Origin of the sequence: uncultured Exiguobacterium sp. (assembly GCF_964277885.1) — a bacterium.
Taxonomy (GTDB): domain Bacteria; phylum Bacillota; class Bacilli; order Exiguobacteriales; family Exiguobacteriaceae; genus Exiguobacterium_A.
In genome coordinates this window covers 483,656-502,949 of the sequence record NZ_CAXYJR010000005.1, presented here as the reverse complement: position 1 = coordinate 502,949, position 19,294 = coordinate 483,656, and the positions used below count along the sequence as shown (strand labels likewise).

Here is a 19,294-nt window from a genome sequence, read left to right as displayed (position 1 = left end):
AAATAAAGATGGTCCATTTCTCCTACCAGAAGAAAAATATTCTCTTCGAATTTTCTGATATACTGAACGTATCGATCTTCCGTTTGAAGGAAGAAGGATTGAATCCATCTATCACGAAAAGATGACATATGGTATATACGTATGTACGTTGAAAGGAGCTTATCTATGCAAGTCGATTACACACCAAACCCGAATTCCGTCAAAATCACGCTCGAAGAACAGCGCTTCGGTGCAAACAGCACGAGCGTCAAAAAAGAAGATACACCGGAAGATGCGTTGCTCGCATCACTGATCGCCATCGAAGGCATCGACAATTTATTCGCCTACGGCGACTTCGTGACGGTCACGAAGGAACCAGAAGCCGAATGGAACGAACTACTTCCACGTATCGAAGCACACATGTAAAAAAACAAGAAGACACCTGTTCCTGGACAGGTGTCTTTGTTCAAGGAGCGATCGCTGATGCCAACCGTATCCATCATCATCCCGACATACAATCGTCCTCGTGAATTAGCAGAAGCGCTAGAAGCGTTGACGCGTCAACACTATCAAGACTTCGACGTCATCGTCCTAAACAATAATGGCGACGACGTCTCAGCAGTGACCTCTGCCTATCAGGACCGTCTGCAACTGACCTATGTCGATCTACCTGAAAACCATCATGTCCGTGCTCGAAATCACGGTGTCACGCTCGCTTCCGGTCGATATATCTTACTTCATGACGACGATGATCTGTTATTACCGAGTCACCTCGAAGAAGCGGTCGGCGACCTTGAAGCTGGCGCCGACCTCACGTATACGGACGCGGAGCTCTTTACGTATCGCTGGGAAGGCGATCATCGGATCGCACTTGATTCTGAGCCGTTCGCATATCCGTACGATCCGGATACAATTCGAGAAGACTCAACATATATTCCGTCCGGCTCGCTCTACCGTAAATCGCTCCACGATCAACTTGGTCTGTTTGACGAAGACGTCTTCAATTACTGGGACTGGGACTGGATTTTACGCGTCGGCAAGGATCATTTAATATTGCACCCGGCGCGCGCGACCGTCTTATATGCTTTCAATCCATCAGGTAATCATGAGTCGGCACGACAAGACGCGACGAGACGCGTCTATTTTGAACGCCTCGTTGAAAAACACCAACTCCCGACAAATGAAATGAAGAACTTCCATATCGTCCAGGCTGAGCGACGCGAACGATTGCGCCAGACCCGCCGTACCTTCAATGGTCAATTGACAGAAAGTGAGTGATCCCATGTACACCGAAAAACAACTCGAATTATTAGCATTATTAACACAAAATGGTCCGATGGACGTGAACTTGCTCGCGCAAATGCTCGACTGGGAAGCGTCAGAAGTAGCGACTTCGATCGAGACATTCAAACGCGACGGTGTCCTACTCGGCTATACCGCCGTTATTGACTGGCAAAAGATTCATGCCCATCACGGCGTGACGGCTTTCATCGATGTCAAAGTCACACCGAAACGGGGACGCGGTTTTGATGAGGTAGCGGAGCGGATCCATCGTTTCCCGGAAGTGACGTCCCTCTATTTGATGTCAGGCGCATATGACTTACAAGTCGTCCTTGATGGCAAATCGCTACAAGAAGTCTCTCAATTCGTCTCGGAAAAATTATCGACGCTCGACTCCGTCATCTCGACGACGACCCATTTCCGCTTGAAGACTTACAAGCACGATGGTGTCCTCTTCAGTCAGGATGATGACGACAAACGATTGAAGGTGTCTCCATGAAGTCTCTATCTGAACGTGTCGAACAGCTAGCCCCATCCGGCATCCGTCGTTTCTTTGATTTAGCAGGATCGATGGAAGACGTCATCTCCCTTGGTGTCGGCGAACCTGATTTCGTCACGCCATGGAATGTTCGCGAAGCAAGCTTCGCAGCACTCGAGCAAGGCTATACAGCGTATAGTGCCAACGCCGGTTTACTTGAGTTACGTCAGGAAATCGCACTTTACATGCAAGAAAAGTTCGCCATCTCCTATTCGACGACGGAAGAGATCATCGTCACGACTGGAGCCTCTGAAGGACTTGATCTCGCGTTTCGAAGTTTAATTAATCCAGGGGATGAAATCATCGTCGTTGAACCGGCGTTCGTTTCCTACGCCCCTCTGATCGAACTCGCTGGAGGCATTCCTATCGCCGCTGCGTGTCATGCAGAAGACGGTTTTGCGATTCAACCGGAAACGATCGAACAGTTGTTGACGGACAAAACAAAAGCGATCATTTTCTGTTTCCCATCGAATCCGACAGGCTCGACGATGTCGCGCGATCAATTAGCTGACCTAGCGTTACTCGTCCAAAAGCATGATCTATATGTCATCAGTGACGAAATCTATGCAGAGCTATCCTACGAAACAGAAGCAATCTGCTTTGCGACCCTTCCCGGAATGCGGGAGCGGACGATCATCATCAACGGCTTTTCGAAAGCCTTCGCGATGACAGGCTGGCGGCTCGGCTTCACTTGCGCACCACCTGCGATCACGCAATCGATGCTGAAGGTGCATCAATACGGGATGATGTGTGCCCCGACACTCGTTCAATTTGCGGGAATCGAAGCACTCCGTTCACGTCATAAGACAGTCCCTGATATGGTGACGAGTTATCGGCAACGCCGGAACTACTTCGTCAAGGCGTTAAACGATGCGGGTCTCCCGACGCATTTACCGGGTGGCGCTTTCTATGCTTTTCCGTACATCGGTCATACCGGGCTAACAAGTGAGCAGTTCGCCGAACAATTGTTACTCGCTGAGCGCGTCGCTGTCGTTCCAGGATCCGTCTTCGGAACAAGCGGTGAAGGTTACGTCCGGGCAAGTTATGCGAGTTCGATTGAACAACTCCAAGAAGCGATCGCTCGGATTCAACGATTCATGAAAAAATGGCAGACTCAAGATGAGGCAGCATCGTCTCATTCACATTAAAAAATGATCCGCCTTACTCAAAGGAGCAGGCGGATCATTTTTTAATCTACATAGAGAACGAGAAACATTCGATGGTCGTCTTCCGCGTGATACGGTGAGATTGGACCGAGTTGTGGCGCAAAGACTTCCAACCGATACGGTGAGTCCTTGAAGTCAAGCGGTGTCCGTTCCTTAATTAAACGTCCCATTTCGTCCGCAAGTTCTTTCACCTCAACCAAACTACGCGAGCGTTCCATCGGTGCTTCAAAGACGAATGCCTCGATCTCCTCAATCGACGCACATCGGAGAAAACGCCGGAGTGACGGTAATGCTGCTTCCATGTTGTCCTCTATCGTTTGGTTCTCCTCGTATACAGGGGCTCCCCAGAGGCGCACATCGCTCCCTGTCGCACTTCGGAAATGATCAATCGTCTCTTCCGTGATGGGATCCCGCGTCAATGCGAAGCGTGTTTTATCCCGCTTGAGATTCTTCTCATTCGTCCGGTCGATTTCTGTCAGTAAATCAAGTTGAAGCGGTCGTGCTAAACGAAACAGTTCACGTTGCAGGCGTGCGATGGAATGACCGATTGGAATGACTGAATCCTTCGCTTTAGGCGGTTTATCCCCTTCGTATCCATTCATGACACGTGCGACTTGACCAGCTTCATGCGCAAGTCGATAAAACGAACCGACCTGATCATCGTTTGCTGTCCCAAGCGTCTCGTGCTGTGCTGCAAGATCCGCCACGTATTGATTCGCAAGACAGGTCGAGATCATCAAGACATCGACAAGCTCCAAGCGAAGGGCTTCTACATCATTTTGTTCCAGTGCTTCGCCGACCTCACCGATTTCTTCAGTCAAGCGTGCGAGACCAGATAACGGTCGAAAATACCCTCCGAGCGAACGAATCGTCGCATCAACCTTTTGTTGCAGTGTCTTCATCTGTTCCATCTGTCTGACCCTCCACGATTGCTTGACGTACGTGCGCCTCCGTCTCATGTTTGACACGTTGCGCGAACTCCTGATTTTTCTTCCATTCCCGGATTCCGACAGATGTCGCAGCAATCAACGCAGCAAATAATCCGATTTCTCTTTTACGCATCGCTTTCTCCTCCTTTTGAATGACTCGTTCCCTACCTAAACATGATATGATGATATCAATTCTACATAATCCATTAAGAGGTGTTGCTTGTGTCGACTGAACGTCTTTGGCAAATGGCCCGGTTCTTGACGGTGATCTTCGCCTTCGTAGCTGTTGGATGGTTACTCATCCGCCTCTCGTCCATTTTGTACCCGTTTGTCTTTGCGTTTCTGCTTGCTCTTTTCAGCCGTCCGCTCGTCGATTTCTTTCAAAAGCGATTGCGGATTAATCGTGGGTGGGGTGCGTTATTATCAATCATTTTGATCAGTGGTCTATTGATTGGTTCCCTTGCGTTGATCATCATGCAGTTGATTCGTGGTCTCGTATTTGTCGCCAATCAATTACCGGCACAAATCCAGGAGTTGAGCCTTTATTTTCAAAAGCTATACAACGAAAAACTGGCACCGATTTGGAACGATGCGTCTGAAGCTTTACGTTCACTAGAACCATCCCAACAAAATACGGTCCAAAACAGTATTCAATCGCTTGGGAGTTCGCTTGCGAGTGCGATTGGGGAAGGCTCAAAAAGTGTTGCGATGATGCTTCAATCCGTTCTTGCGACCTTACCATCGATTGCGTTGATTTTCGTCATCGTCTTGCTCGCTTGGTTCTTCATCGCAAAGGATTGGCACCAGTATGAGATGCGGTTGAAACGCTACGAGATGCTTCCTTGGTTCGCTCGTTTCGAATCCGTCTTCTTGAGTTTACGCTCCGCCCTGTTTGGCTATATCAAAGCACAATTCACCTTGATCACGATCACGTTCTTCATCGTCCTGATCGGTTTATTCATCATTGGTGTCGATCATCCATTTGCAGTGGCTTTCATCGCTGCCTTCTTCGACATCTTACCGTATCTCGGTACTGGTTCCGTCTTCCTGCCTTGGATCGCCTATTCGGTGATCACAGGAGATACGACGCTTGCAATCGGACTTGGCATTTTGTATGCCGTTGTCATTCTCCAGCGCAACATCATGGAACCGAAGATCGTTGGCGACAACATTGGCATTCAACCGATCACGGCATTGATCGCGTTGTTCGTCGGGATCAAATTCTTCGGCGTCTTCGGATTAATCCTCGGACCATTGATTGCCGTCATCTTAAAAGCACTCTACAATGCACAGATTTTCCATTACATCTGGGACTTCGTGAAAGGATCACCCACACCATTTCGGTGAGGGTGATTTTTTAGGTACAGCTGCATATAACGGATACCCTTCCGGATCCACCGGTCGACTCGCCGGCAAGTAATCACACGGAAAACGGGCGCCCGTCGCAAGCAGACAAGCGTCAAGCCAATCATCGACCGCAACATGCGACTGACGCTGTTCCCATAACGGCGGACAATCAAAGCGCTCGAGCAATTCGATTCGTTCCGCAATTCCTTCGGTCGTCTTCTTTGAAAAACGTGCCGGATGACCGGCGAGTCGCGCGAAACAGACTTCCGGATGGGCTTCAATCATCTCCGTTCGATATACGCTGCGAACTTCTCGGATTTTCGGTAATAGATACCACGCTTGTTTTGAAAGCCCGATCCCCGCATGTTGTTTGGCTAAATCATTTGCTTCCATATAGGTAGAAGCTGTCAGCGCACTGAGGAACGGGGCATTAAAGACACTGCTCGTTCGCCCAGGACGTAATTCCTGTCGCAACAGTTGATCCGTTTCGCGTCGTCCTTCCGTTAAACCAATCGGCATATCGACCCAAATCCGGTCAGCTCTAGGAATATTTGCAAGTGTCCGTTCGACCGATCCCGTATAACGACCGTTTTCGTACATAACGACGACCCAGCCCGCCTTTGCCGCATCAATTCCGATGACGATCATTCGTCTTCTCCCGGAAAGAACGCAGTAGTGATAAGACGGTGAAGATACCGATGAACGTTACGAGACCGAGCGATAGACGATCTCGCGCATCCAAATACCAGACGACGGCAAGAATCGTCAACAAAACACCGAGTAGATTCCAACGTCTCATTTTTCTTGCTCGACGAATCGATACAGACTACGAACCATGACGCCTGTCGCTCCTTTTGGACCAATCTCAGACGCTTGATTCTGTTCCGATGTTCCCGCGATATCGAGGTGTAGCCATGGTGTGTCACCGACGAATTCCCCGACGAACGCACCACCGAAGATCATATGTCCCATGCGTCCCGGTGAGTTGTTCAAGTCTGCGACTTCCGAACGACGGACTTGTTTAATGAACGCATCGACATACGGCATTTGCCAGACCATCTCATTCGTCTCTTTCGTCACCTGTTCAAAGCGTTCGTAAAGTGACGCATCGTTCGTCAACGCACCTGTGATTTCTGTTCCAAGCGCGACAAGGACACCACCTGTCAACGTTGCGAGATCGATGATCGCTTTGGGTTGATACTCTTTGACGTACGTGACTGCGTCAGCAAGGACAAGCCGTCCTTCCGCATCCGTGTTCAAGACTTCAATCGTTTTTCCTGCCATCGACGTAATGACGTCATCCGGCTTAAAGGCGTCCCCGGAAATCATGTTGTCGGTTGCTGGAATGACACCGATGACGTGAACATCTGGCTTCAGTTGACCGAGTGCTTCGAACAGACCAAGAACGGCTGCCGCTCCCCCCATGTCGCCTTTCATTCCGACGATCCCGTCTTTCGGTTTGATGGAATAACCACCTGTATCGAACGTGACGCCCTTCCCGACGACCGCGATCGGTGCTTCTGCTGATCCTTTATATTCAAGGACAATTAATTTTGGCGGAATGACGGATCCTTGGTTGACGGCAAGCAAGGCACCCATCCCGAGTGCTTCCATCTCTTCCTTATCGATGATTCGGAGATCATGCCCATGACGCTCCGCGATGAAACGTGCTTCGTCCGCAAGCGCTGGCGCCGTCAAAAGATTCCCGGGCATCGTTACGAGACGACGCGCTAAGTTCGTCGCTTCGCCTAAGGCTGTTCCACGAAGGACGGCTTCGTCTTCAGAAGGTAAGACCGTCAGATGTAACGTGTACGCTTTCGAAGGCGACGTCTTATAATGTTTGACCTCATATGTAGCGAGGGTGAATGTCTCAGCAATCAGCTCGACTGGTTGCCCTGGGAATGTCGTCGCATCAACTGTGACATGTTCTAAGCGACGTGCTTTAACGTGTTGTGCTGCTTTTCCGAGCAAGCGACGTAAATCGTCTTGCGAGAGTTGGTCGACTTTCCCGAGTCCAACGAACAGTACACGTGCCACGTCTCCCGCTAACGTTGGCAATAGACGCAATTCTCCGCGTTTCGTTGAAATATCACCTTGACGGACCCACTCTTCTAATTTGTCACCATATAATGCTTGTAACCGTTCATCGAGCGGTTGATTTCCAGAAATCCCGACAACAAGTACGTCTACGGATTGATTCGTTTGCATATAAAACTCCCCCTTTGACTAGTATCTATTAGTATGAAGTGTTTGCAGCCATTTTCCAACTGATAGCCTCTCGATCGACCGCAAGCGCTTTCATAAAATCCGTTCGACAATTTGTCGAAATGCTTGGTTTCAAACAATTGTTGCCCGTTTCACAATATGATAGGATTATACAGGTGAAATGTTGAGACACTTCAAGAAACGATGCGTTTGCTGTTCCGGGAAATGTCTACGTTTTCATTCGAGGGAGAGTGCGCAGAAGGCTCGTTAAGAGAGAGGCGTTTATGGGTATCTATAGATAGCTAAGAAACGAAGTCGTCGCGTTAAAAAAACTTACTGAAAAGAGGGTAATGCACATGGCACAACATATCAAAGGAATTGGCGCTTCTGCAGGGATCGCGATTGCAAAAGCATTCGTGATGGAAACACCGGTCTTTGAGATTCCATCGCACAAAATCGAGGATGCAGCTGCTGAAAAAGAACGTTTCCAAGCAGCGATCGCAAAATCGAAGACGGAACTCGAAGTCATTCGTGAAAATACCTTACAAGAATTAGGTCCAGATAAAGCGGAGATCTTCTCGGCTCACCTTCTTATCTTAGAAGATCCGGAAATCGTCAGTCAGGTGAACGCAAAAATCGAGGACGAGCAAGCAAATGCTGCAAAAGCACTCGATGAAGTCGCGAACATGATGGTCATGATTTTCGAATCAATGGATAACGAATACATGCGCGAACGTGCAGCTGACGTCCGCGACGTTACGAAACGGACGATGGCTCACCTTCTCGGTATCACGTTCGTCACTCCAGCTCAAATCAATGAGGAAGTTATCATCATCGCAGAAGACTTGACTCCTTCAGATACAGCTCAATTGAACCGTAAATATGCTAAAGGTTTCGCAACGAACATTGGTGGCCGGACATCGCACTCTGCCATCATGTCACGTTCACTCGAAATCCCAGCAGTCGTCGGTACAAAAGTCGTCTTGACGGATGTTAAACACGGCGATCTCCTCATCCTTGATGGTGCTGAAGGTGACGTCATCGTCAACCCAAGCGAAGAGCAAGTGGCTGAATATGAAGCAAAACGCGCAGCATACATCGCACAAAAAGAAGAGTGGAAAAAACTCAAGAACGAAAAAACAATGACGGCAGATGGTCATCACGTCGAGCTCGCTGCAAACATCGGTACACCAAACGATGTCAAAGGCGTTTTAGATAACGGTGCAGAAGCAGTCGGTCTCTACCGTACGGAATTCCTCTACATGGATGCAGAGACGTTCCCAACGGAAGATGAGCAGTTCACAGCTTACAAAACGGTTCTCGAATCGATGGGCGATAAAAAAGTCGTCATCCGGACACTTGATATCGGTGGCGATAAAGAATTGTCGTATCTTGATCTCCCACACGAGATGAACCCGTTCCTCGGTTACCGCGCGATCCGTCTCTGTCTCGATCAAACAGATTTGTTCCGTACGCAATTACGCGCACTTCTTCGTGCGAGTGCATACGGTAAACTGGCTGTCATGTTCCCGATGATCGCAACGATCGAAGAGTTCCGTGCTGCAAAAGCACTTCTCCTTGAAGAGAAAGCTAACCTCCAAGCTGAAGGCGTAACAGTATCAGAAGACATCGAAGTCGGTATGATGGTCGAGATTCCAGCAACAGCGGTCATGGCTCGTCAGTTCGCAAAAGAAGTCGACTTCTTCTCTGTCGGAACGAACGATTTGATTCAATACACGATGGCGGCAGACCGGATGAACGAAAAAGTATCATACCTGTATCAACCGTTCAACCCAGCGATCTTGAACCTCTTGAACAACGTCATCACTGAAGCACACAAAGCAGGCAAATGGGTCGGCATGTGTGGTGAGATGGCAGGAGAAGAATTGGCTCTTCCAATCCTTCTTGGTCTTGGTCTCGATGAGTTCTCGATGTCAGCATCATCTGTCCTTCGCGCACGTAGCTTGATGACACGCCTCAACAAGTCAGAGTGTGAAGCAATCGTTGAGCAAGTACTCGATATGGATACGGCAGAAGAAGTCGTTGACTTCCTCAGCACGACTTTCGACATCAAAAAATAAATTCCGTCAGACGAATCTGGAGCAATCCAGGTTCGTCTTTTTTTGTCTTGTTAAACAAAAAAAACAACGCCTCTTTCTAATAAGAAAGAAGACGTTGTTGAAACGGTGATTATTGAGCTTGTTTCTTCTTTTCTGGAGTAGCTTGTTCCGACAGAATCGGACGCTCGTTCCCCATCAAGAAGATAAAGATGACACCGAGTACTGCTGGAATCAACGCCCAGAAATAGACGGTTGAGATCGATTCTGCAAGCGACGTCTTGATTGCTGTCGCAACTTCTGGTGGCATCTTCGCAAACGCATCAGCCGTTGGGAACTGTCCACCGGACGGCGCTCCACCTTGCGGCAACCGATCCGCTACAGCTGACGTGAACGTCCGTGATTGAATAATTCCGAGGACCGTGACACCCAGCGTCATCCCGATTGTCCGGAATGTCGAGCCCATCGAGGTCGCTGCGCCACGTCGTTGCATCTCGATCCCATTGATACTCGCTAGATTCAATAGAGAGAAACTGAAGCCAACACCAAAGCCAAGAATGATCATATAGATCGTTACCGCTGTCCGCGACGTCTCAAGCGTCATCGTACTGAGGAGATAAACACCGAGTAAGAAGAAGACTGCTGAGACGATCATGACATTGCGGAAACCAAACTTATTCGGCAACTGTCCACCGAGCTGCGCCGAGATGACCGAGGCAATCAACATCGGCATCAGGATCAGACCGGAATTCGTCGCACTGCCTCCAAAGACACCTTGAACGAAGATTGGAATAAACACACTCGCCGAGATGAAGACGAATCCATAAAAGAACGCAACGCCTTGTGTTGCCGCAAACAAACGACGCCGGAACAGGCTAAACGTAATGACAGGGTCCGCTGCGCGTCGTTCAGCAAATGCAAAGGCAACGAACGCGACGAGCGCTGCTCCGAACAGACCAAGAATTTGTGGCGAAGACCATGCATACTCTTTCCCACCCATTTCAAGTGCGAGTAAGAATAACACTAATCCAGCGACAAGCGTAAAGGCACCGACATAGTCGATCTTTTGCGTCCGATGAACCGGCGATTCTTGATAGAAGACCGTCACGAGACCAAGGGCAATCAAACCAAGGGGAATATTGATGTAGAACACCCAGCGCCAGTCGAGGGAATCCGTCAATACGGCACCAAGCAATGGTCCGAAGATACTCGAGATACCGAAGACTGCCCCGAACAACCCACTGACTTTCCCCCGTTTTTCCGGTGGGAAGATATCAAAGATGATCGTAAAGGCAATCGGCATCAACGCCCCACCACCGAGCCCTTGCAAGGCACGATACGCAGACAATTCAATGATTGAGTCTGCCATTCCACATAAGATACTCCCCACCATGAAGAGAAGCATCCCAAAGAGGAAGAAACGTTTTCTTCCATACATGTCACTCAGTTTACCGAAGATCGGCATCCCAGCAACGGTTGCGATCATATAAGCCGACGTGACCCATGCATACTGATCAAATCCATTCAGCTCACTGACGATCGTCGGCATCGCTGTCGCAACGATCGTATTATCCATCGCCGCGACTAAAATCCCAATCAATAATCCGATGACGACAGGTGTCGTATTCGTTTTTGTTGTAGTCGAAGACATCGACGCACCTCATTTCTCAAAAAATTAGCTAACTCTTATAATAGCTAACTCATTGTATCATCATATGTGCAAAATCTCATTATCAAATGTGCTCTACGATCGTTTCACACAAAAAAAGACGGATCGCTCAGGGCGATCCGTCGCTTTTCTTCTTTACTCTACACGATACGAAATCGCTTCACCGGCTTCGACCGTCCGTCCGACATCAACGTCGACTTTTCGATCGCCGCTGTTTGTGACGATGATTGGTGTCAGTAATGATGGTACGAGTGGTCGTACTTGTTCAAGATCGACATTGAGAAGTGGTGTCCCCGGTTCGACACGATCGCCGGCTTTCGCCAATGCCTCGAATCCTTTTCCTTCGAGTGACACCGTATCAATACCGATGTGAATCAAGATCTCATCTCCATTATCCGCAAGAATACCGATCGCGTGTTTCGTCGGGAAGAAGGTCGTGATCTCACCAGAGACTGGAGAGACAACATATCCTTCCGTTGGTTCGATCGCATATCCGTCACCCATCATTCGACCGGAGAAGACTTGATCCGGTACATCATCGAGAGAACGAATGATACCGCTCAGTGGTGCGACATATCCATCTTCAGGCACGTAAGCCCCACCACGATCCCCAGCGAGTGGACCGGTATCTGCTGTAGTTCCAGAAGTGCGCGCTTCGTCTCCCGTTGGTACTTGTGGAATTGGATCGGCTTCCGGTGTTTCTTTTGGTTTATAGTTTGGATCTTTCATGATGTCTGCCATCTCTGTCTTGATTCCGTCAGATTTCGGTCCAAAGATCGCTTGGACGTTATCTCCGACTTCAAGAACACCGGCAGCACCAAGTTCTTTCAAGCGGTCCTTGTTGACGCCTGATTTATCATTAACCGTAATCCGAAGTCGTGTGATACAAGCATCGAGGTGCTTGATGTTCGATGGACCACCGAATGCTTGTAGAATTTCATACGGTAGATCGCCGGCTTGTGCCGTTGAGGTAGCGGCACCTTCTTTTATCGCTTCGCGTCCCGGAATCTTCAGATCAAACTTCGTAATGACGAAACGGAATCCGAAGTAATAGATGACGGCGAAGACAAGTCCGACTGGAATGACGAGCCACCACGAGGTTCGGTTCGGTAGAATCCCGAATAACGTGTAGTCAATCAATCCACCGGAGAACGTCATCCCGATCTTGACGTTCAGTAAATCCATGATCATGAATGAAAGACCAGCAAAGACAGCGTGAACGGCAAACAAGAGAGGTGCAACGAAGACGAAGGAGAACTCGACTGGCTCCGTGATACCAGTCAGGAAAGAAGTCAACGCAGCTGAGAAGTAAAGACCTTCGACAGCTTTACGACGATCCTTCGCAACGGTATGGTACATCGCAAGACAGGCTGCCGGCAGACCGAACATCATGAATGGATATTTCCCGGTCATATATGTCCCTGCTGTAAATGGTACACCGTCCTTCAATTGTGCGAAGAAGATTCGCTGATCCCCATTGATGATCGTTCCGGCTTTATCCGTGTATTCCCCGAACTGGAACCAAAAACTTGAGTACCAAATATGATGAAGACCAAATGGAATCAACGAACGTTCGACGAGTCCAAAGATGAAGGCAGACAACGGTTCGTTTGCTTCGATGATTGTTTTTGAGAACGTATTGATACCTGTTCCAATCGGTGGCCAAATATACGACAAGGCAAACCCGGCGACAAGACTAAATAAGGCAGTTGCAATCGGAACAAAACGTTTCCCTGCGAAGAATCCGAGGAAATCAGGCAGTTTGATTTTAAAGAATTTATTATAACTGTACGCTGCTATCAAACCTGCAATGATCCCTCCGAATACCCCCATTTGCAAGGTCGGTATCCCGAGGACCGTCGCATACGACAAGTCACTCGCTTTTTGTGCTTCCGTGATTTTTTCTGGTGTGATCTGTAAGAATGAACTGATGACCTTGTTCATGATCAGGAAACCGACGATCGCTGCTAGACCGGCAACCCCTTCCCCATTCGCAAGACCAATCGCGACCCCGACGGCAAACAGTAATCCGAGGTTCGCAAAGATGATGTCACCCGCATCCTGCATGACTCGCCAGATGACGACTAGCGAATCGTTCTCGAGGAACGGTAAATATTGCGTCAAGTTCGGGTTTTGAAACGCTGTCCCGAACGCGAGCAATAGCCCCGCTGCCGGCAAAATCGCTACCGGTAACATCAAGGCCTTACCGATCCGCTGTAAGACACCAAACACGTTTTTCCACATGCGTATATTCCCTCCTTTTTTTAAACAAACTACTTAGTTCATACCCTAAAATATTCTAGCGCAAAACGATTCTAAAAGATTTTTCCAAAAAAAATAAGCCCTTCCGCAGAAGGACTCATTTCTTAAAACATTAGACTGTTTTTTCTTGTTTACGTGATGCGATGACGGCTTGGATTTCAGACTTGATGTTGTCTGATTTCGGTCCGTAGATTGCTTGAACGTTGTTACCAACTTCAAGGACACCAGCAGCACCTAATTTTTTCAACTCATCTTTGTTGACTTTCGATTTGTCGAGAACTTCGACACGAAGACGTGTGATACATGCATCCAAGTGTTTGATGTTCGACTCTGAACCGAGTGCGTCAAGGATACCTTCAGCGAGTTCAGAACCTTGAACAGATGATGTTTCTTGAACTTCATCTTCACGACCTGGTGTTTTCAAGTTGAACTGACGGATCGCGAAACGGAATCCGAAGTAGTAGATGACAGAAAGTGCAAGACCGACGACGATGACGAGCCACCACTGCGTGCGTCCTGGAAGAACACCGAAGAGAAGGAAGTCAATCAAACCACCAGAGAATGTCATACCGATCTTAACGTTCAACAATTGCATTGTCATGAACGAGAGACCTGCGAAGACAGCGTGAACTGCGAACAAGATTGGAGCTACGAACAAGAATGCGAATTCGATTGGCTCTGTGATACCTGTCAAGAATGCTGTAAGTGCTGCTGATCCAAGAAGACCACCAACGACTGCACGACGCTCAGGGCGAGCTTCGTGGTACATTGCGAGTGCTGCTGCTGGAAGACCGAACATCATGAACGGGAATTTACCAGTCATGAACGTACCAGCTGTTAATGTTGCGTTGTCTTTCAATTGTGCGAAGAAGATCGCTTGGTCACCATGAACGACTGTTCCTGCTGCATTCTTGTACGAACCGAATTCGAACCAGAATGGCGCATAGAAGATATGGTGAAGACCGAATGGAATCAACGAACGCTCGATGAGACCGAAGACGAATGCTGCGAGTGTTGGGTTTTTCTCCATCATGAAGTGCGAGAACGAGTTCAAGCCATCTTGCGCAAACGGCCAGACGAATACGAGAACAAGACCTGCAACCAATGAAACAACTGCTGTGACGATTGGAACGAAACGTTTACCAGCAAAGAATCCAAGGAACTGTGGCAATTCGAGATTATGGTACTTCCCGTACGCCCAAGCTGCGATCAAACCGATGATGATACCACCGAATACCCCAGTTTGAAGTGTTGGGATACCGAGTACGTTTGCATATCCTTGACCGTTAGCAACCATTTCAGGTGTAACGCCGAGCCATACGCTCATTGTTTTGTTCATGATCAAGAATCCGACGATTGCCGCAAGTCCGGCTGCGCCGTCCCCTGCAAGACCAATCGCGACACCGACCGCGAATAAGAGTGCTAAGTTACCGAAGATGATATCCCCAGCTGCTTCCATCAATTTTGCAACCTTGATGATTGCATCATTTTTTAAGAACTCGAGTTTTGACGTCAAGTTCGGATTTTGCATCGCGTTACCGAATCCGAGTAGGATACCGGCAGCTGGCAAAATCGCTACAGGAAGCATCAACGCTTTACCGACACGTTGAAGAACAGCAAAAATCTGTTTGAACATGTGTGTTTCCTCCTTTTCCTGTTAAGAGCGAAGTATGATGAATAATGCCAATGATTGAGACGAAAAAAGTCAGACATCTGACCGTTTTTTTACAGAAAAAAATCAGGCACGAGCGGATTGTAGACAATAGACTTATCCCGTTGCATAACGGAAATAAAGCTTCTTGCCCGACATCCCACTCATGCCTGATCGTATCAGTAACACGTAGTCCGTGCGGTCATTTACCTGAATCGTACTGCACTAAGCGTTGCAGATGCATCGTAAGATACGTCGCCTCACCGCGCGGTACCGCTTTCTTCAACTGACGTTCCATGATGGACATCAGCTCCCAAGCAGTATCATAGCATAGCGGATATTCTTCACGCAATAGCTTTTCTACTTTTTCTGGAGCCTCTAGATACTCCCCATTGGAAACCCTTTCAATCGCTGAACGAAGGTGCCGAATCAGACGCTTGTAATCAAGCGATTTTCGGTCGATTTTAATCTCCAGTCGCTGTTCGATATGACTAGCAATTAAACCGACGAGCTGATGATGGCGGTTGACTTCAAGTACGTCTTTGAAGTTCGTCGCAGAATGAATATGAAGTGCGATGAATCCTGTCTCGGCTGGGGGCAGGTAAAAATTCATTTCGGCACTGATGAACTCGACGATTTCTTCTGCAAGAGCATACTCTTCCGGATACAAGGCTTCCGTTTCGGCAAGAAACGGATTCGTGACTTCCATTCCTTGTTCTAGTCGCTTGAACGTAAACGTCAAGTGATCCGTCAATCCGATATGGATATGTTCGTCGACCTTTTTTCCGAAGCGTGTCTCGATCATCGAAACGATTTCATTCATCAACGCAATGAAGTTTTCATCGAGGTGACCGACGAGCGCCTTATATTGATCCTGTTCTTCTTTATCCTTCAACGTGTAGACTTTTTCCAACTTATCGAGATCTGTCAGTTGATCGCCTGGCTTCCGACCGAAGCCAATCCCTTTCGCGAGGATAATGACTTCCTGATTCGCACCAGTCGAACAAATGACGACATTATTATTCAATACCTTGATAACGTGGTACATTTGTTTATCCATTCGCTCTCAACCCAATCTGCTCTTACACATTTATTTAAAGACATTGTTTTTATTATAACGGTTTTTCAGGCACGAAAAAAGCCTACTTACTCAAGTAGACTTTAAAACATTTGGTAACCACTCTTACGCAAGAATCGAATCGATAGACCGGCGATGATGATTCCAGCAAAACCAGCTGCGAACATCGTGATATCCGCTGCCTGTAGACCAGCAATCCGGTCCCCGAGATTCGGGATCGCTTCACGAGCGTTCGTAAAGTATTCGAGTGTCGATTGATTGTCGATCATCATGATGATGATGATCGGATAGAGTACGAGCATCACCCATGTACTCCGCAACAACATGTTTAAAATGAATCCGATACTAAAGAACATGACGAGATAAAGAACACTCCCGATCACGGCTTGAATGATATGCATACTGTTCCCCCTTTGAATCTCTTCTAGTATAACCGACAAAAAAGGCAAATGCACGAGTGTACATTTGCCTAAAACGTGAACTTAGAACTTCCCTTTTTTGATCGCAAGACCAAGTTTTTTCAGTTCGAAGAAGTGTTTGTTGTCGATGACTTTTTTCATGAATGATGCGTTACGACCGTAGATCTTCTTACCGAAGACCATACCGATGCCGTCTTTGTGACCAAGTGAAGCGACCGTTCCTTTGTTCTCGTACGTGAACGTCGATGTTTGACGACCCGCGATGAGTGCTGCGATGTTCTCAGCGACTTTGTGTGCTTGTTGTGTCGCGATTTGTGCAGTCGGTGGGTACGGACGGTTCGAACTTGGGTCCATGACTGCTGAACAGTCACCAATCATGAAGACGTTGTCGTGTCCTGGAACACGAAGATCTTCTTCGACGACGACACGGTTACGCATCGCTTCGAAACCAGATGCTGCAACGACTGGGTTACCACTGACGCCACCTGTCCAGATGATCGTGCTTGCTTCGATTGTTTCAGTCGTATCGCCTTGAAGCGGACCGAACGTGACGCTTCCTGGTCCACATTCCTTGATGCCGTTGCCGAGTTTGAACTCGACGCCTTGGCGCTCAAGCCATTTGTGTGCGTAGTTGACGAGATCAGCATCGAATCCTGGAAGGACTGTTGGTGCTGCCTCGATGTTGACGACACGAACGAGTTCGCGTGGGATGTCATATTGTTTGCACAGTTCTGGAATACGGTTGACGAGCTCACCCATGAACTCGATTCCTGTGAATCCAGCACCACCAACAACGATCGTCAAGAGTGAACGATCTTGTGATCCTGTTGTTTTGTACTGTGCGAATGAGTAATCGATATGTTCCTTGATTTTACGGACGCTGTTCAACGAGCTGATTGTCAGCGCGTGTTCCTTCAATCCTTTGATACCGAATGTTTCAGGAACGCCACCGAGAGCAACGACGACGTAATCGTAAGGAACTGTTCCGCCATCTTGTAAAAGAACTGTTTTAGCAGCCGTATCGACTTTCTCAACGATCCCTTTGACAAGTTTGACGCGTGACGGGTTGATGACATCATTGATGTAGATGCGCGCTTGCTCCGCAGACATCGTACCCGCAGCTGGTTCATGCAACCAAGTTGTTTGGTAATGATAGTCGTGTTTGTTAATCAACGTGATGTTCGCTTGATCGACGCCGAGTTTCTTTTGAAGGTTGACTGCTGTGATCAATCCACCGTAGCCCGCTCCAAGAATAACAATGTTAGGTGTGTTCATGTTCTGATACTCCTTACGAATCGTAGTTTTGTTGTGATTTTCTTCACATTCAATTACAGACGAATGCTCAAAAATTTTGTTCAAATAATGTTCACATGTCTATAAGCTTATTGAAACACTTTTTAGGAATGATTGCAAAAGAAAAATGTAATTTCCCTTAAAAAAATGTGAGATGTCCCGTACTTGCACCTTCACCCCCTACTTCCTATATAATAGACCTATCCAACGCTAGGAGGGAATCAGATGCACCAACCATATGATGTCACGATCATCGGCGGCGGTCCGGTCGGACTGTTCACCGCGTTTTATTCAGGGATGCGCCAGATGAAGACGAAGGTCATCGAGAGTCTACCTCAATTAGGTGGTCAACTCGCTACGCTTTATCCTGAAAAATATATATACGATATTGCCGGTTTTCCGAAAGTAAAAGCACAGGAACTGGTCGACCGGTTGCTTGAACAAGCAAATGAATTCGATCCGACATACGTGCTCGGTGAGACCGTCATCGCTTACGAACGGATGGATGACGGAATCATCCGTCTCGTCACGAACAAAGGCGAGCATTATACAAAGACCGTCATCTTGACGGCAGGAAACGGCTCGTTCGCCGCGCGTCCACTCGGAGTCGCGGATGCGGAACGCTTCGAAGAGACGAACTTACACTATTTCGTCAACGACATGGAACGTTTCAAGGATCGCCAAGTCGTCTTACTGGGTGGCGGCGACTCCGCAGTTGACTGGTCATTGATGCTTGAGCCGATCGCAAAATCCGTCACGCTCGTCCACCGTCGCGATAAGTTCCGTGCCCACGAACATTCGGTCGAACTGTTACACGATTCGTCCGTCAACGTCATGACCCCGTATACTCTTGAATCGGTCACAGGTGAGACACACATCGAGACGTTAACGTTCAAACATGCTGAAAGTGGTGAAGTCGTCGTTGTTGCTGCGGACGATGTCGTCTGTAACTTCGGCTTCGTCTCGTCACTCGGACCATTAAAAGAGTGGGAAGTCGAATTTGAACGCAATTCGATTCGCGTCAACTCGAAGATGGAGACTGCGATTCCAGGCGTCTTCGCTTGTGGTGATATCGCGACTTACGAAGGACGCGTCAAACTGATCGCAACGGGCTTCGGCGAAGCACCGATCGCCGTTAACCAAGCGAAACTTCTCGTTGATCCATCTGCTCGTCACCCGCAACACTCGACGAGTCTGTTCGAAAAAGTAACGAATCATTCTTGAGATAACTGAATGGCTGAAAACAAATAAGAGGTCGAATTCCGGATGACATACCGGAGTCCGACCTCTTATTTTGATGGAATCACATCTAGGACGTGAACAAACATCTTCGACTCCTACAGGAAAAGGAAGCACGATGTGTGCTTCCGTCAGGGATAGGTAAGACCCGACAGATCACATGGAATGGGAACTAGCGCGG

18 protein-coding genes are annotated in these 19,294 nt (G+C 48.1%); 7 read left to right on the top strand and 11 right to left on the bottom strand.

Annotated elements, in window-relative coordinates; genetic code table 11:
- Positions 1-165: 165 nt before the first annotated feature.
- From ACHWTJ_RS04260 to ACHWTJ_RS04245, 4 genes are read left to right on the top strand one after another with little or no spacing between them, the layout of a single operon-like run.
- On the top strand, positions 166-405 hold the full coding sequence (locus tag ACHWTJ_RS04260; protein ID WP_394679172.1) for a NifU N-terminal domain-containing protein: 240 nt from the start codon (positions 166-168) through the stop codon (positions 403-405).
- A gap of 57 nt (positions 406-462) precedes the next feature.
- Positions 463-1,257 (top strand): glycosyltransferase family 2 protein, encoded by a 795-nt coding sequence (locus ACHWTJ_RS04255; protein WP_394679171.1) that lies wholly within the window; start codon positions 463-465, stop codon positions 1,255-1,257.
- 4 nt (positions 1,258-1,261) lie between these two features.
- Positions 1,262-1,759, top strand: a complete 498-nt coding sequence (locus ACHWTJ_RS04250) for an Lrp/AsnC family transcriptional regulator (protein ID WP_294740363.1) — start codon at positions 1,262-1,264, stop codon at positions 1,757-1,759.
- Positions 1,756-2,946 carry an aminotransferase gene (locus ACHWTJ_RS04245; protein ID WP_294740362.1) on the top strand — a complete coding sequence of 397 codons (1,191 nt, stop codon included), beginning with the start codon at positions 1,756-1,758 and terminating at the stop codon, positions 2,944-2,946. The genes ACHWTJ_RS04250 and ACHWTJ_RS04245 overlap by 4 nt, the downstream gene beginning before the upstream one ends.
- A gap of 41 nt (positions 2,947-2,987) precedes the next feature.
- On the opposite strand, the gene ACHWTJ_RS04240 is transcribed toward ACHWTJ_RS04245, so the two are convergent.
- Positions 2,988-3,875 (bottom strand): MazG nucleotide pyrophosphohydrolase domain-containing protein, encoded by an 888-nt coding sequence (locus ACHWTJ_RS04240; protein WP_294740361.1) that lies wholly within the window; start codon positions 3,873-3,875, stop codon positions 2,988-2,990.
- Positions 3,841-4,026: a hypothetical protein gene (locus ACHWTJ_RS04235; protein WP_294740360.1), complete on the bottom strand. Its 186-nt coding sequence runs from the start codon at positions 4,024-4,026 to the stop codon at positions 3,841-3,843. Before ACHWTJ_RS04235 ends, ACHWTJ_RS04240 begins: the two co-directional genes overlap by 35 nt.
- An 89-nt stretch (positions 4,027-4,115) precedes the next feature.
- Between ACHWTJ_RS04235 and ytvI the strand changes: the two genes are divergently transcribed.
- Positions 4,116-5,240, top strand: coding sequence for a sporulation integral membrane protein YtvI (gene ytvI / locus ACHWTJ_RS04230; RefSeq protein ID WP_294740359.1), 1,125 nt, complete (start codon positions 4,116-4,118; stop codon positions 5,238-5,240).
- On the opposite strand, the gene ACHWTJ_RS04225 is transcribed toward ytvI, so the two are convergent.
- The 3 genes from ACHWTJ_RS04225 to ACHWTJ_RS04215 are packed head-to-tail and all read right to left on the bottom strand — an operon-like array spanning position 5,220 to position 7,448.
- Positions 5,220-5,888, bottom strand: a complete 669-nt coding sequence (locus ACHWTJ_RS04225; RefSeq protein WP_294740358.1) for a DUF429 domain-containing protein — start codon at positions 5,886-5,888, stop codon at positions 5,220-5,222. The genes ytvI and ACHWTJ_RS04225 overlap by 21 nt on opposite strands.
- Positions 5,869-6,039, bottom strand: coding sequence for a hypothetical protein (locus ACHWTJ_RS04220; RefSeq protein WP_294740357.1), 171 nt, complete (start codon positions 6,037-6,039; stop codon positions 5,869-5,871). The genes ACHWTJ_RS04225 and ACHWTJ_RS04220 overlap by 20 nt, the downstream gene beginning before the upstream one ends.
- The gene (locus ACHWTJ_RS04215) at positions 6,036-7,448 is read right to left on the bottom strand and encodes a leucyl aminopeptidase (RefSeq protein ID WP_294740356.1); all 1,413 of its coding nucleotides are present in this window, start codon (positions 7,446-7,448) and stop codon (positions 6,036-6,038) included. The genes ACHWTJ_RS04220 and ACHWTJ_RS04215 overlap by 4 nt, the downstream gene beginning before the upstream one ends.
- Before the next feature lie 353 nt (positions 7,449-7,801).
- Here ACHWTJ_RS04215 and ptsP point away from each other — a divergent pair, with 353 nt between their 5' ends.
- Positions 7,802-9,526 (top strand): phosphoenolpyruvate--protein phosphotransferase, encoded by a 1,725-nt coding sequence (ptsP, locus tag ACHWTJ_RS04210; RefSeq protein WP_023469128.1) that lies wholly within the window; start codon positions 7,802-7,804, stop codon positions 9,524-9,526.
- Positions 9,527-9,635: 109 nt separating this feature from the next.
- Here the strand turns inward: ptsP and ACHWTJ_RS04205 are convergent, their stop codons facing one another.
- From ACHWTJ_RS04205 to ACHWTJ_RS04180, 6 genes are all read right to left on the bottom strand, one after another.
- Entirely contained in the window at positions 9,636-11,153 is a 1,518-nt protein-coding gene (locus ACHWTJ_RS04205) for an MDR family MFS transporter (RefSeq protein ID WP_294740355.1), read from the bottom strand.
- 153 nt (positions 11,154-11,306) lie between these two features.
- Positions 11,307-13,415, bottom strand: coding sequence for a glucose-specific PTS transporter subunit IIBC (gene ptsG / locus ACHWTJ_RS04200; protein WP_023469130.1), 2,109 nt, complete (start codon positions 13,413-13,415; stop codon positions 11,307-11,309).
- Positions 13,416-13,545: 130 nt separating this feature from the next.
- Positions 13,546-15,069, bottom strand: coding sequence for a glucose-specific PTS transporter subunit IIBC (ptsG, locus tag ACHWTJ_RS04195; RefSeq protein ID WP_023469131.1), 1,524 nt, complete (start codon positions 15,067-15,069; stop codon positions 13,546-13,548).
- Positions 15,070-15,286: 217 nt separating this feature from the next.
- A complete protein-coding gene (gene glcT, locus ACHWTJ_RS04190) occupies positions 15,287-16,144 on the bottom strand; it encodes a glucose PTS transporter transcription antiterminator GlcT (protein ID WP_023469132.1) in 858 nt (285 codons plus the stop codon).
- 101 nt (positions 16,145-16,245) lie between these two features.
- The gene (locus ACHWTJ_RS04185) at positions 16,246-16,563 is read right to left on the bottom strand and encodes a YuiB family protein (RefSeq protein ID WP_053454112.1); all 318 of its coding nucleotides are present in this window, start codon (positions 16,561-16,563) and stop codon (positions 16,246-16,248) included.
- 81 nt (positions 16,564-16,644) lie between these two features.
- Positions 16,645-17,856 carry an NAD(P)/FAD-dependent oxidoreductase gene (locus ACHWTJ_RS04180; protein ID WP_023469134.1) on the bottom strand — a complete coding sequence of 404 codons (1,212 nt, stop codon included), beginning with the start codon at positions 17,854-17,856 and terminating at the stop codon, positions 16,645-16,647.
- 243 nt (positions 17,857-18,099) lie between these two features.
- On the opposite strand from ACHWTJ_RS04180, the gene ACHWTJ_RS04175 reads away from it, so the two are divergent.
- Positions 18,100-19,098, top strand: a complete 999-nt coding sequence (locus tag ACHWTJ_RS04175; protein WP_023469135.1) for an NAD(P)/FAD-dependent oxidoreductase — start codon at positions 18,100-18,102, stop codon at positions 19,096-19,098.
- The last annotated feature ends 196 nt before the right edge of the window (positions 19,099-19,294 follow it).

Coding starts and splice junctions, on each gene's coding strand:
- ACHWTJ_RS04260 (WP_394679172.1), top strand. CDS start 166: ATGCAAGTCGATTACACACCAAACCCGAATTCCGTCAAAATCACGCTC.
- ACHWTJ_RS04255 (WP_394679171.1), top strand. CDS start 463: ATGCCAACCGTATCCATCATCATCCCGACATACAATCGTCCTCGTGAA.
- ACHWTJ_RS04250 (WP_294740363.1), top strand. CDS start 1,262: ATGTACACCGAAAAACAACTCGAATTATTAGCATTATTAACACAAAAT.
- ACHWTJ_RS04245 (WP_294740362.1), top strand. CDS start 1,756: ATGAAGTCTCTATCTGAACGTGTCGAACAGCTAGCCCCATCCGGCATC.
- ACHWTJ_RS04240 (WP_294740361.1), bottom strand. CDS start 3,875: ATGGAACAGATGAAGACACTGCAACAAAAGGTTGATGCGACGATTCGT.
- ACHWTJ_RS04235 (WP_294740360.1), bottom strand. CDS start 4,026: ATGCGTAAAAGAGAAATCGGATTATTTGCTGCGTTGATTGCTGCGACA.
- ACHWTJ_RS04225 (WP_294740358.1), bottom strand. CDS start 5,888: ATGATCGTCATCGGAATTGATGCGGCAAAGGCGGGCTGGGTCGTCGTT.
- ACHWTJ_RS04220 (WP_294740357.1), bottom strand. CDS start 6,039: ATGAGACGTTGGAATCTACTCGGTGTTTTGTTGACGATTCTTGCCGTC.
- ACHWTJ_RS04215 (WP_294740356.1), bottom strand. CDS start 7,448: ATGCAAACGAATCAATCCGTAGACGTACTTGTTGTCGGGATTTCTGGA.
- ptsP (WP_023469128.1), top strand. CDS start 7,802: ATGGCACAACATATCAAAGGAATTGGCGCTTCTGCAGGGATCGCGATT.
- ACHWTJ_RS04205 (WP_294740355.1), bottom strand. CDS start 11,153: ATGTCTTCGACTACAACAAAAACGAATACGACACCTGTCGTCATCGGA.
- ptsG (WP_023469130.1), bottom strand. CDS start 13,415: ATGTGGAAAAACGTGTTTGGTGTCTTACAGCGGATCGGTAAGGCCTTG.
- ptsG (WP_023469131.1), bottom strand. CDS start 15,069: ATGTTCAAACAGATTTTTGCTGTTCTTCAACGTGTCGGTAAAGCGTTG.
- glcT (WP_023469132.1), bottom strand. CDS start 16,144: ATGGATAAACAAATGTACCACGTTATCAAGGTATTGAATAATAATGTC.
- ACHWTJ_RS04185 (WP_053454112.1), bottom strand. CDS start 16,563: ATGCATATCATTCAAGCCGTGATCGGGAGTGTTCTTTATCTCGTCATG.
- ACHWTJ_RS04180 (WP_023469134.1), bottom strand. CDS start 17,856: ATGAACACACCTAACATTGTTATTCTTGGAGCGGGCTACGGTGGATTG.
- ACHWTJ_RS04175 (WP_023469135.1), top strand. CDS start 18,100: ATGCACCAACCATATGATGTCACGATCATCGGCGGCGGTCCGGTCGGA.